At 36.7% G+C, this 12,709-nt stretch carries 15 protein-coding genes; 11 read left to right on the plus strand and 4 right to left on the minus strand.

Annotation, left to right across the window (positions count from 1 at the left end; all coding sequences use genetic code 11):
- Positions 1-111 precede the first annotated feature (111 nt).
- Positions 112-516, minus strand: a complete 405-nt coding sequence (locus MKX49_RS10100) for a hypothetical protein (protein ID WP_340876304.1) — start codon at positions 514-516, stop codon at positions 112-114.
- Between the two features lie 342 nt (positions 517-858).
- Between MKX49_RS10100 and MKX49_RS10105 the strand changes: the two genes are divergently transcribed.
- The 10 genes from MKX49_RS10105 to MKX49_RS10150 all read left to right on the plus strand — a co-directional run bounded on the left by MKX49_RS10105 (position 859) and on the right by MKX49_RS10150 (position 7,512).
- Positions 859-1,107, plus strand: a complete 249-nt coding sequence (locus MKX49_RS10105; protein ID WP_063591217.1) for a hypothetical protein — start codon at positions 859-861, stop codon at positions 1,105-1,107.
- Positions 1,108-1,346: 239 nt separating this feature from the next.
- On the plus strand, positions 1,347-1,775 hold the full coding sequence (locus tag MKX49_RS10110) for a YwqH-like family protein (protein WP_309078806.1): 429 nt from the start codon (positions 1,347-1,349) through the stop codon (positions 1,773-1,775).
- Positions 1,775-2,065 carry a YwqI/YxiC family protein gene (locus MKX49_RS10115; RefSeq protein ID WP_063576321.1) on the plus strand — a complete coding sequence of 97 codons (291 nt, stop codon included), beginning with the start codon at positions 1,775-1,777 and terminating at the stop codon, positions 2,063-2,065. Before MKX49_RS10110 ends, MKX49_RS10115 begins: the two co-directional genes overlap by 1 nt.
- Positions 2,062-4,032, plus strand: coding sequence for a DNA/RNA non-specific endonuclease (locus MKX49_RS10120; RefSeq protein ID WP_340876305.1), 1,971 nt, complete (start codon positions 2,062-2,064; stop codon positions 4,030-4,032). The genes MKX49_RS10115 and MKX49_RS10120 overlap by 4 nt, the downstream gene beginning before the upstream one ends.
- A gap of 2 nt (positions 4,033-4,034) precedes the next feature.
- Positions 4,035-4,502, plus strand: coding sequence for an immunity protein YezG family protein (locus MKX49_RS10125; protein WP_340876307.1), 468 nt, complete (start codon positions 4,035-4,037; stop codon positions 4,500-4,502).
- 344 nt (positions 4,503-4,846) lie between these two features.
- On the plus strand, positions 4,847-5,557 hold the full coding sequence (locus tag MKX49_RS10130) for an AHH domain-containing protein (protein WP_340876308.1): 711 nt from the start codon (positions 4,847-4,849) through the stop codon (positions 5,555-5,557).
- Complete coding sequence (locus MKX49_RS10135) at positions 5,557-6,045, plus strand: hypothetical protein (protein WP_340876309.1); 489 nt, start codon at positions 5,557-5,559, stop codon at positions 6,043-6,045. The genes MKX49_RS10130 and MKX49_RS10135 overlap by 1 nt, the downstream gene beginning before the upstream one ends.
- A 277-nt stretch (positions 6,046-6,322) precedes the next feature.
- Complete coding sequence (locus MKX49_RS10140; RefSeq protein WP_340876311.1) at positions 6,323-6,493, plus strand: hypothetical protein; 171 nt, start codon at positions 6,323-6,325, stop codon at positions 6,491-6,493.
- Positions 6,494-6,658: 165 nt separating this feature from the next.
- Positions 6,659-7,168: an Imm6 family immunity protein gene (locus MKX49_RS10145; protein WP_340876312.1), complete on the plus strand. Its 510-nt coding sequence runs from the start codon at positions 6,659-6,661 to the stop codon at positions 7,166-7,168.
- Positions 7,169-7,368: 200 nt separating this feature from the next.
- On the plus strand, positions 7,369-7,512 hold the full coding sequence (locus MKX49_RS10150; protein WP_340878515.1) for an immunity protein YezG family protein: 144 nt from the start codon (positions 7,369-7,371) through the stop codon (positions 7,510-7,512).
- Between the two features lie 87 nt (positions 7,513-7,599).
- Here the strand turns inward: MKX49_RS10150 and MKX49_RS10155 are convergent, their stop codons facing one another.
- The 3 genes from MKX49_RS10155 to MKX49_RS10165 all read right to left on the minus strand — a co-directional run bounded on the left by MKX49_RS10155 (position 7,600) and on the right by MKX49_RS10165 (position 11,599).
- A complete protein-coding gene (locus MKX49_RS10155) occupies positions 7,600-8,514 on the minus strand; it encodes an iron-hydroxamate ABC transporter substrate-binding protein (protein WP_340876313.1) in 915 nt (304 codons plus the stop codon).
- A gap of 1,029 nt (positions 8,515-9,543) precedes the next feature.
- Positions 9,544-10,755, minus strand: coding sequence for a SpoIIE family protein phosphatase (locus tag MKX49_RS10160; RefSeq protein ID WP_340876314.1), 1,212 nt, complete (start codon positions 10,753-10,755; stop codon positions 9,544-9,546).
- A gap of 22 nt (positions 10,756-10,777) precedes the next feature.
- Positions 10,778-11,599 carry an alpha/beta fold hydrolase gene (locus MKX49_RS10165; protein WP_340876315.1) on the minus strand — a complete coding sequence of 274 codons (822 nt, stop codon included), beginning with the start codon at positions 11,597-11,599 and terminating at the stop codon, positions 10,778-10,780.
- Between the two features lie 527 nt (positions 11,600-12,126).
- Between MKX49_RS10165 and MKX49_RS10170 the strand changes: the two genes are divergently transcribed.
- On the plus strand, positions 12,127-12,336 hold the full coding sequence (locus MKX49_RS10170; protein ID WP_053534922.1) for a hypothetical protein: 210 nt from the start codon (positions 12,127-12,129) through the stop codon (positions 12,334-12,336).
- Positions 12,337-12,709: the final 373 nt, after the last annotated feature.

Genomic DNA, 12,709 nt, shown 5'->3' on the forward strand with positions numbered 1-12,709 from the left:
GATTTAAGATAATGCTGCAGAGAATTTATCATTCCCGCCAATACAAAACCCAAATTTCCAGTTATTGAAAGGCATTAGGAATGTTTTAAGCAAGGTGACCTATAGTTACCTTTATTTTGATTGCTTGAAAAAATTCTTCACCAATAGGAATAAGGATGATAGTACAGCAAAAACCAGGAAAAATACGATGAACCCCCATAGGCCTATCGCCGCATCTTGAAACTCCATATTTCCTCTGCTGGTAAGGGCTTGCTGTATCTCAATGGCAAATACCAAAACAACCATGACTGTAAAGGTATAAAGGAAAGAGAGTATCGTTATCCCAAAACGCATCCGGGCAATTAAATTAGATAAAAATAACACGAACAAAAATATGATGATACCGATGATTCCCATTATCCAAAAATGCAAATCTTTGTCGGTTGCATTTGAATTTAATGTGTCACTTACAAAGAATAGTATGAAATCGTGAAGATTATTGACGATTTCAGCTAATATCTGGATGATTTCTTTCATTTCTCACACCTCCAATCCTTAGATTATAGCAGGTTATAAATCTATATAGAAGGGGGAAGGTCCTCGAGGCTGCCTGATTGTCCTTCGGTGGAAGTAATGGGAAATCATAAACATGCTTGGAAACGAAAAAAAACATAAATGAATGAAGAAATCAGTTCATGTAACTTCAGCTAAATAAGGGTAGACTGAACAAAATACATAGAAAAATAAAGTAATTCATGGAAAGCAGGAGTGCCTATTTCCAATGTTTTAACACCTTAGCGATCTAAACCATAATTGTTTTAATCGGAATGCTAGAAAAAAATATTTTTACTTAATGATTTCATGGTTGGAGGAAAAAGTATGAATGATATACATAATCATGTGTTAACAGTAATTGATTTTATGAAAACCGGACACAAAACTTGCTTTGTGAAGGTCATCGGTTTTGATGCTGAATCCGGACAGGACTTTGAAGGTGAAGTTAAATTTGTCGGTGATTTGCCTTTTGGTGATTTGATACATCCCGAGCGGTCACATTTATCTTCCTCTTGCAGGGAATTTGTTCGGCATGACCTGCTGCATAGATACAGGCAAGGACAATTTGAATGAAGTGCCGAAAATACTTATAGAGAATCTAATAAAATGATATTCTGTTAACTTGTTTAAAATTGGTAAAATGCCGGGTATAAAGAATATGGTATGTAGGAACTTTTTTATGCCAATCTTCTCTTTCAACTGACAAAATAGCATATTTCTCCCTATTTAACTCTCGGACTATAATCCTTATAATATTAAATAGGAAAATATGACATTTAGTGTAGGATTATACTGTTTCTGAGGTGAGTTTCATGGTATATGCAGATATTTTGAGTAATATACACTCTGCTATCTCCAGTAAAAAAGCTGATTTAAATGTGAAAATTGAACGATTAGAAAATGCAAAAAACGATATTATAAAAGAACAAAGTATGTGTCTTAACGAGATTAGGAAAATAAAAGAGCCTGAGCTTGGTGGCAGCTGGACCGGGAACCGTTCGGATCACTTTCAGGATGCCCGTCATGATGCCTATAATGTGATGTTTAGTATCATTCATGACGATTATGATGATTACCAATGGAAAATCGAAGCGATGATTACAAAGCTGAATGCCGAGAATACGCTTCTTAGCATAGCGGGGAATATAGCCCAAGAAGCCGACTCCCTTTTGAGCAAAGGTGAAGAGGCATTTGATCAGCTGGAAAGTAAAATATCCGATTTAAAAAGGCGGTTGTTTTAATGACGACAATCAAACTGAATCATCCTGCCGTAACGAAGCAAGTCGATCAAGTAAAGACGGCACTTGGTACAGTCACGCTTGGAAATTTGCCGGCAGGCGAGCTTGGCAACAATAAATTGGAATTCACTTCGAAATGGATCGATCGCGAAACGAACCTGGAGAAGGTCTTCGAGCAATATATCAAAATCGTCCAGAAAAATGTGGAAGATACCCGTGCCAACATTGACTTATTAAAAGAACAGGATGAAGCCATCGCTCATACGTCTTCACATGGGTATCCTGTGAGATGAAAATATATGAAGCCGAGACATTGACGGCCGCAACCCAGTCGCGTGCCAAGCAATATGAAGACCTAAAGAAGGAAGTCGCAGCCCTGAAAAAGGAATTTCAGGGCATTGTCGGCCTGGATAACGAGTTTCAGGGAGCCGGTGCTACCGCCATCAAAAGCTTCTATGAAGCGCAAATCGAGGTGGCGGACGCCTGGATGGAACTATTCACGACCCAAATCAGTTTTTTGGAAGGCATACCGGCCAGTCTGGAAGAGGCGGACCTCTCCGGAAATACGGTGGTCGAGGTTCCCTTTTTAGATGGCGAAGTGACGAACGGCATCAACCAAGCGAAATCGCTTGTCGATGAACAAGCGAACGATCTCCAAAGAATCCTGAACAGCATTGATGATATCCTGCCTCTTGATATGTTCGATCAAAAGGACTTTAATGAAAAAATCACGCTGGCCGGGTATAGACTGGATGACACCGTGACAAAGGTCGAGAATGTCGACCGGCAATTGGTCGAGGAATATGATGTGTCCGTCGGGCAGGAAAACGTGGCCGTTGGCCTCTTCCGTGCCTTGCTTGATGCCACCAAACAGGACGGCAACGTTTCGCCGATGACGTTCAACCAATCGGCATTCAAGAGCAGTGACGTCTATCAAGTGAAGGATGAAGTCGCCGGTCAGATGAAAGACTATCAAACCTTCAAAAAGCAGCAAGCCGAAGCCCGGAAAATCGAACAGGAAATGGAAGAACTCGAAAACCGCCCATGGTACGAAAAAGCCTGGGATACGACAAAAACCTTTACAGGGGAATTCACGGGATATTATGATTCTATCAGGGCCTCAACCGGAGTCGATCCAGTAACGGGCCGCAAGCTGTCCGATGCCGAACGAATCGCCGCAGGCGCCATGGCAGCCGCTGGATTCATCCCCGTCGTCGGCTGGGCCGGCCGGGCCATCAAAGGCGGCAGCGCCCTATACAAAACGGCCAAAGGACTCAACGCAGCGGACCACGCGCTCGATGCCTATAAAACGACAAAAGGCTTTAGCCTCCTCCAGAAAACCGAATACGGGATATACGGACTCCTCGCAGCCAACGGCCTCGGCGAAGCGGCCACAGGCAAAGACATGTTCGGCAACCAGCTAACCGAGGAACAGCGCCAGAACGGGCTGTTGATGGCACTAGGCATCGGCGGTGTGGCAGGTGCGGCCAAAGTGGCCGATAAAGTAGCGAATGGTACAAAGTTCATCCCTTACAGCAAGGAATTTGCACAAAAACAGGTTCAGAAGGTTCAGGCCTTCGGCAGGGAAATTGGCAAGGTGGAAGTGCCTCTCCGGATTAGGGTAGAAGAATTAGCGACGGCGTATGGAAACAACTATAAACATGTCACCTTTGATAAAACGACGATAAATGATATCGTGCAGAGGTTTGCGGTGAAGAGTGATGGTGGTAAGGGTAAAGGCAAAGTAGTGCTTGCAAAGGGCTCCATTGAAATTACAAAAGTGGAGTATGGAAAGCATTATATAAGAGAGCGAATGAAGAAAGTTTTAAAACCGAATATTGAATATACATCCCCTGGTGGTCATGTATATAAAACAGACGAAAAGGGTCGGATAACAAGTGTAGAAGGTTCTCTCGACTTAGGCAGTGGTAAACGAAACAATTATGCTCAGCGGATTGCTGGAAGGGAAGACCGCTTGCCAGATGATCAAGGGGGCCACTTAATCGCCAGCATATTTAAAGGATCTGGTCATCTAGACAATCTTGTTCCTATGAATGCAAACCTGAATATGGGAGAATGGAAAAAACTCGAAATATCTTGGGCAAAAGCTTTAGACAGTAATCCTCCTAAAACAGTAGAAGTGAAAATATATCCTGTGTATGAGGGAAATTCAACTCGACCTACAAGTTTCGACATAGAGTATAAAATTGACGATGGCCGTTGGGATTTAAGAACATTCGAAAATAGAGCAGGGGGATAAAAATGAATGAATCAAAACTAAATGAATATTACCTGAAAATAGCTCAAACTGTAAATGAGATGATTCCAGAAGAATGGAGTAAAGTAATTTTATATGGAGAAGTTAAAGAGGGGACAGGGACTGCGTTCTTTTTCTATCAGTCTAATATTAATGATAAACTCATATATAGTCACGATATCCCTGAATTACATAGTATTAGTAGAATAGAGTATAGAGATACATGGCGGAGGTTAATAAAGGTTTTAAAAGAATTATCAGATGAATTTAAAGATAATAATCAAGAACAATGGACCAATTTAACTTTTACTTTAGAAAGTACAGGAAAATTTAAGGTTGACTATGATTATGAAGATTTATCAGATGCAGATGATCACGAAAGAAGGGTTATTTGGGAATATACTCGTTTGGGTCTTTTACCTGAAACTGAATATGATAAGAGTATTTTAGAAGAATACCTCAAGAAAGAATAATGGAGGATAAAAAAAGCTTGTTTTTTTGTATGACCTTAACGGTAAAGTTAAGGTCTTTTCATTGTAGAAATAGAATATGTATCGTTTTAAGGTATATCGGGCTTCTCAGATAAAAGGCCGTTAGGTCTAAAAAAGATATATAGATGAGGATATGGATTTACTGACCTCAGACATCGTGATTAAATACAAGTGGTACAAAGTTCATCCCTTACAGCAAGGAATTTGCACAAAAACAGGTTCAGAAGGTTCAAGCTACAATAACAGACATCGCGAAATCAGGAAAAAACACGTTAAAAAAAATATGTGACGAACTAGGTAAAAAAGAAATACCTAAACGGATAAGTGTGGAACAAGTTTCCCTCGCAGGAGGACCAACCCTTCCCCAAGTTATGATGGAAAAACAGACAATTAAGGAAGCCTATCAGAAATTCACGGTGAAGGATAGAAAAGTAGAGGCTGTTTCAGGGGAGAGTGTTCCTAAGGGTACGGGTAAAAAAGTTAAAAGGCTTATTCCTGGTAGTCCTGGAAAGGTGACAGGAGGTAGTTCTACAAAATTAGGGAAAAATATGTTTGAAGAAATGGGTCTACCTAAAACTACAAAAAGAACGCCCTATCAAGCACAACATATTATTCCAAAGGAATTTAGAAGTCATCCTGTATTAATAAAAATAGGAATGGATATGGACGATGCCTCAAATGGATTTTTTCTTCGAGTACCTGATGCTGATATTAGTACAACTTCTAGACATAAAGGATATCACTCAGTTTATAGTAATTTTGTAAGAAAAAAATTAGACGAAATAGATGCTAGTCAAGATATATCTAAAATAGAAATGCAAGTTTTTGAATTGCAACAAAAGTTAAGAACACTTCAAGAAAAGGGATTACCATTATACATGAAAGATGCTTATCTTGAAATTGAGCTTAAGAGGATAAAAGAAATTGGGTTGGAACAGTATAAAATTGAAAGAATGGAAAAGGAGATTGGAACCCCTGTATGGAAAAGAGGAGGGGGAGCAACAGTCGACCTATGGGAAAGGTGGTATAATAAGTAATGAATTATGGTATATATAATAATTTTGTTGAAGAAGTGATACAATTTTCGAAAAACTTTCAAGGAAAACTTTCTAATAATATTTCAGATAAAATTGTTTTTATTAATGATATAAAAACAGCAGAGCACTTAGCTTATGATGAAATATTTGGTGAAGACGAATATAATTGGAAAGATATCAGGGAATTAGAAATGAGTGAAGTTTGGGGTAGTTATTATGCAATGCCAGAAGATGAAAAGCCGGAGGGATTGGAAGCATTATTAGAAATAATCTCTAAGAATGTAAGAGAAAGCCCTTTTGAATATAATATATTTTATAACGATGTTTTGGCTGATCTTACTAATTGTGCTATCAATAGAGCAATAAATGGAAAGAATAGTTCCTTTTTTGAAGAATTATTTGACATATATCAATTTGGTGCTTTTCCTTGCGGTTGGAATGGTGATTATCCAGATGGGAAAATTGTTGCGTATAAATTGAAAAAATGAATTGAGTATTTTAGAAGAATACCTTAAGAAAGAATAACGGTGGACAAGAAAAGCTTGTTCTTTTGTATGACCTTAACGCAAAAGTTAAGGTCTTTTCATTGTTGATATGAATATGTACTCTATTATGCCCTATCTGGCACCTGAGATATGAGGGCGTGAGGACTAAAGAAAAAAAGAAGCTTAGCTTTCTGTCTACAGAACTATAATTCTGAAATCTCCTTATATCGAATAAAATGTTTGTTTTTAAGGATGTAATTATTAGGTGGATAATTTTAGGATGCAATTAAATTTCAAAATGATAGTGTGGCATGCTGAAGAAGGAGTTTTAAATGAATTTGATTCTGTCGTCAAAAAAGCAGAAATCGAACCAAGCGATATTACAGGAACTTTAAGAATTACCAATCTAATCCGAGTGGTGTTTGTAATAAGTGCAGTAAAGGATTGCTGAAACCCTATCCAATTGAAAAAAGCGGTATATTTTATCAAGCTAGCAAGAAATATCCCAACCTAACAATAGTCGTAACATCGGAGATTAATGACAGTGTTAAAACTAATGGTTTGCTCTCTTTCGTTTTAAAAGATGGGAAAATCGAATAAATACAAGGAGGAACTTATGGAAAATAAATTATTTGATAATATACAAAGTGAAGTAAAAGTGGGCTTTGTTTTAACTGTTGCTGAAAGAGTATTTTCTGTTATCAGTAAAGATGATGAAAGATATCCAGAAGGGAGAGAAGCATTGGATCAATGTTGGTTATGGGTAGAATCCCATGCTGTAACTGGGGATGAACTGTATGAGCTTATTGATAATGCAGACTATACAGGAATCTCAGAATTTGCTGAGGAAGAAGAAGAAATGAATATTGCTAAACTATGGTCACTACTAGTTGATGCTGTTGCTTATACATCATGGGAAGCTTTTAATTTAGAAGAAGTAAAATATTTACCCCAATCTCTGGAAGGTATTAATACAGATAGTATCACAATCTTTTTAAATAGTGCAGTTGAAACCAGTTTTCTCACAGTAGATGAAATTGAGAGAATGTCATCAGTTCTTCATGATTATCTGTGTACAGATAATAAAGTCCAAATAAATAGAGAAGAATTTATAAAATTATTTTAAACATGAAATAAACCTATGGGTTTGTCTATGTTACGTATCAAGGCTTACAATAGAACTTTTGATCTATTAATAATTTTGTTTAAGAAGGTGATAACTGGTAAAGCCAGTTATCACCTTCTTTATTCCTAAATATTAAGTGTATAGATTATAACCTTTGCACGGGTAAGGGTATACAGACCAAATAATTAATGGAAGAATAAATAAAAGGCACATATTTAGATGAATTAAAAGAATTATCAGATGAATTTAAAGATAATAATCAAGAACAATGGACCAATTTATTTACTTTAGAAAGTACAGGGGAATTTAAGGTTGACTATGATTATGACTTGATTGCCTTTTAGGCAAAAGTGCTTTTTGTTTTTTCGAAGATATTCAAGTATAAAATATTAAAGAAGGAATTCTGATTTAAAGAATTCCTTCATTGCATACTATTTGTTAAGAAATGATTTTTCGAAAAATTCCAGAAGATGTTCTAGAGTGATTGGATCACTGTAGGTGGATGCTTTACTATTTATTTCAAATATACGATTGTTCTTAACTGCAGGTATATTTTTCCACGTTTCGGTCTCCACAAATGAATTAACCACATCCGGGTTTTTACTAAAGATAATATAATCTCCAGTATATTCAGGGAGCACTTCAGATGAGAGGACATAAATGCCGGATTTAAGTGCCTTTTCTTTTACTTTTTCAGGCATTTTCAAGTCCATTGCTTGATACAATATTTCTGTTCCGCGTGCATAATTATTTCCAAATACATAAAACTCTTTAGCATCATTTTCAATGACAGAAACGGTTGCATCTTCACCAATTTTTGCACGTATCGCTTTTCCTGCTGTTTCTGCACGCGTTTCGAAATCATTAACCCATTCTTTTGCTTCCTTTTCTTTGTTTAAAAGTTTTCCGATTTCTATCTGCTGTGATAAATAATCTAATTTTCCCCAAGTGAATACAACAGTCGGAGCAATTTCATTAAGCTTTCCGATATTTTTCATCTCGGATCCGGCTATGATTAGGTCCGGTTCCAGTTCAATGATTTTCTCCAGGTCATCTTCTGAAACGACTTCCACTCCCTTTAGTCTATCTTGAAAAAGGGGATTCATATTAGTCCATTGATCTATTCCAACAATATTACCTTCCAAAGCCAATACATTAGGTCCATTGGAGAGAGCAATTATTCTTTTTGGGTTTTTAGGAATCTCAACAGGACCAGTTTCTGATTGATATGTAATTGTTTCTGGTTTTGTCTTGGAATCATTATTTTCGTTCGCTTTCTCGTTGTTCCCACAGGCACTAAGAATAAGTACGAACAAGAGTAGGAAGGGTATGAATAGCTTTTTCATTTTGATTTTCTCCTTACTAATTATAGTGTAGGTTAAAAATATACCAAAAAATGTCTAATTAATAATGATATTCATTTTCAATGACTACATCAACATATTAATAGGAATGATAATCATTGTCAATAACTTTCGCCAGATTGCTAAACTCCGTTAACTAAACCGTCACCCTTGCTAGTATTGTGTTTTTCTTCGTAAACCAAGTCTAGTAGCTAAAGGTGGATAACTCATTCAACCGGATGCCGCATCTTAAGAAGAGGGATAAAATTGCTCGGTTCGCGTCATCATTTTCCGAATGCGTCGTTAAATACTTGATATTGAGGTTTTTTCGATTAACTATTATTAAAATAATGACAAGTAGTTGTTTACATAACTATATTATGGTTTAATCGTTGAGAAATCATATATGTTTGAACGAAAATAATGATGCAAGATCGTTTATTCCTGGCCATAAAACTTGGGGAGATTTCAGTTTGCTTCCACATACTTCGGAAATTGTCCAGAATCATGGAAGATAAATTGATTTGCATTCAGTCTAAAATTTTAGCAACTTGTCCACACCTTCCATCAGTCCATGCATATACAATAGTAAGGAGGGTGTTAGGATGGAGATAAATTGTTGTTATGAAGAAAAATGTTTTGAGAACAATGACCCAAGTACAGTCTGGTTTCCTGGAAAGCGTTGTAAATGTAAGTGCAAATGCAAAAAAAACAAGCGCCGTTTTTAATAATCACTAAATGAATGACTGGACATAAGTTGTTCAACAGAGGCAGGCCTAGTGGCTGCCTTTTTTTGGACATGCGTGATATATATTAGTGGAATTGTGCTGAAATATATAAAGATGAAAAAAACACTCAACCATTATGGCTGAGTGTTTTTAAGCATGGGATATAGAAAATTAAAGTTCATTGAACTAAAGTTAATCCCTAAATAGAAGGGTGTTTCGATCATAGTATCCATTATACGAACTCCCAAGAAATTGAACAGTAACTTGGATTAGTTTATGTAGCAGATAGCACAATCCCGATGCTTTATTTTAGTTTAACTAAAATAAGACATTGGTCATCTTTACGTTGGAGAGTGTCCTCTTCATATCTAAGCGATTGTATAACTTCCTCCTTAAGTGTAGATAAAGGGGCAGCAGAATAGGTCTTTAACAATGAGTATAAACGGTCTGAACCTATAGGTTCTTCAACTCCATCTGTATAAAGGCACAGCATACTTTCCTTATTGTATGTAAAGGTATTTGTTTTAAAAATTATATCTTCAAACATCCCAAGTGGTGGCCGATTAGAACGCAACTCATATTGTTTTCCGTTTATATCCTGTAAAAGAACGGATGGATGGCCTGCATTGATATAATTAATTTCTCTCTTATCAGTATCGATTAAAAGGTAGACGGCAGTACAGTAATGAGAAGATTTACTTGTGTTTTTGAATAAAGAATGGAGATGGTCATCTAATTCTTTCATCACCGTTTTCACTTCTGAACCTTTTAAAATTAATCTTTCAAATATGGAATGTAGTGACATGGTTATTAGGGCAGAAGAAAGCCCGTGCCCCATCACATCAAATAGGATAAGGCCATACCGTTTGGCGTCAATTTGGTAAAAACCATATATATCACCCGATAATTGATTGGACCCTTTATAATACGCTTGAATTTCAAGATGTTCATTAATAATAGGAACTGGTAATAGTGTCTCTTGGATTTTTTTGGCAATACCCAGTTCTCTTTCTGTATCGACTTTATATCTTTCATTTTTTTCGTTCAATTCAATCAGCTTATTCTTTTGCATTTTCATCGTTTCATGAGCAATCTCTAAATCAGCATAAGCCTTATTCCTAGCATTTAGTGCGGTCTCTGCCTCTTTTTTCGCTATAAGAAGCTCATTTTCTAATTCGTTTCTTTTTCGCATTGGAATCACCACACACTCAATAATGGTTCTTCCATCTCGCTCTCTTTGAACAGCGTTGAGTAACATAGGTATTTCTTCATCATTTACAGACTTTAAGGATATATATATTTCCTCAATCTGATTTTCTAACTTAATCAGAGGAACCAGATAAAGCTGATGAAAGAGTATAGCTGAAGCCGAAAGGATAAAATTAATAGGCTGCCCTTGCAATTGATCGAGATTATACCCCAATAATTTAAGTAAGGTTTGATTAACGGATAAAATATCATCTTCTTCTGATAAAGTTAAATATCCGCAGGGTGCCTCATTTAGTTGTTCATTCACAAAAATTCACACCCATCTCTATCTATAAATCGTTTGTCGGAAATTCATCCAAAAACTGTCTAATTAAGAATATCGTCTCTTCAGGATGACTCATATGTGGACAGTGTCCTGTTGCTTTCATCATTTTCAATGTACTATCAGGAAGATGCTTATGAATATATTCACCTACTGCTGACGGAGCAATAACATCATTGGAACATTGCAAAATGAGTGATGGTACTTTTACTTTTGCTAAGTCTTTACGGTTGTCTGCAAAAAAGGTAACCTCCGCAAATTGTCGTGCAATAATGGGGTCAGTAGAACAAAAACGATTCTCTAAATCCCGTTTAAGCTCTGGGCGATCTGGATTACTCATGACCGTTCCCGAAAAAGCGGTTGCCCAGCCTATGTAATTTTTGTCCATCATATCAATCAATCCTAAAAGTTGTTCTTTCTCGAATCCTCCATAATAATCATTAGGGAGATTCAGGTAGCAAGGGGAAGGACCAACCAGGACAAGTTTAGAAAAATATTCAGGATGTTTAATGGATGCCAGGATGCCTATCACACATCCAACAGAGTGTCCAACAAATATAGCATCTTTTAGGTCTAATGCGGAACAAACATCAAGTACGTCTTGTGCATACCCATCAAGAGTACTGTATCTTTCCACATTATATGCCTGTATATCTGAATTACCTGACCCAACATAGTCAAATAGAATAATATGGTATTCATCTTCGAAATCTTTTGCAACTGATTGCCATACATTTTGATCACAACCAAAACCTGGTGCAAATATCATTGGTCGTGTACCTCTTCCTCTAATCTTTACATTATTACGCAATAAAATATTGGAATTCATGATTGGCTCCTTCATTGGAAGATATACTTACTATATGTTAACACTAACCTTATTCGAATTAAAGAATTACACTTTAGCTGAAAATTGTCTGAGCTTGAACAGGATTGAGGAGAGTGGTATACACTTGGTGGAGTTTCAAGACTTTTGGAAACTCTTGGTCTTACGTATACACGAACCTCTTATACCCGGAAAAGGTCGACAAGGTTCCTTGATATGGAAAGCCTTATTATAAAAAGGGATCATGTATAAAAGAAATACGAGGGATTTTTTGATTAGATCGCTAAGAAAAATATGGTCATGATATTATATTTTAATAGATAAAGGGTTTTTGTATGGGTAACTTAAACATCTCCCTTTTTCTGACCCAAATCCTTGAATATTGTTTTACCCTGACTAATTGGAACAATTAAAAGCTAGCTTCAGTTTTTTTAAGCAAATTAATTATTTGAATAATAAATCGATATCGGACGCCTTCTTTGTTTTTCCTGTATAATAATACTATATTTTACATTTGGGAGGGATTATTCATGGACCAAGCCAGCAGTTTAATAGGGCTTTTTGCTATCATACCGATTTTGTTTTATTTGGGACTTATTGTTTTAAGTGTTTATTTCATAATTAAGATCATTAAATTCATCAATGCAAAGACAAGATTAGATCAAGAAAGAAATGAAAAGCTGGATGAATTGATAAAAGTCATTGGTAAAGATAAAGAAGATCAAAATAAGCCACTTTAATATAAAGGCTCTTTTCGTAAAGATTGTTGTTTTTAAAACGAAACATATTTAAGGTTGATTGGAGCGGAAGTGCGAGACTCCTGCGGGAGCAGCGGGACAGGTGAGACCCCACAGGTGTTTACGCCGAGGAGGCTCACCGCCCGTCCCGCGGAAAGCGAGCATCTGGAGGGGAAATCAACCACACCGCACTACTTGGTAAATAGGAACTAAGTATGCGAAAACAGCCAATATAAAAAAGCACAATTCCATTAAGGGTTGTGCTTTTTTTGATGAAAGCATACTAGATCCACATAAAAAGGGCGATTTTTTTGTAACGTCAAGGAGGTGTACAAGCATTTCCTAATTAGCACCTAACATATTAGGAGGTGATTGA

Source organism: Peribacillus sp. FSL M8-0224, assembly GCF_038003055.1.
GTDB lineage: Bacteria > Bacillota > Bacilli > Bacillales > DSM-1321 > Peribacillus > Peribacillus frigoritolerans.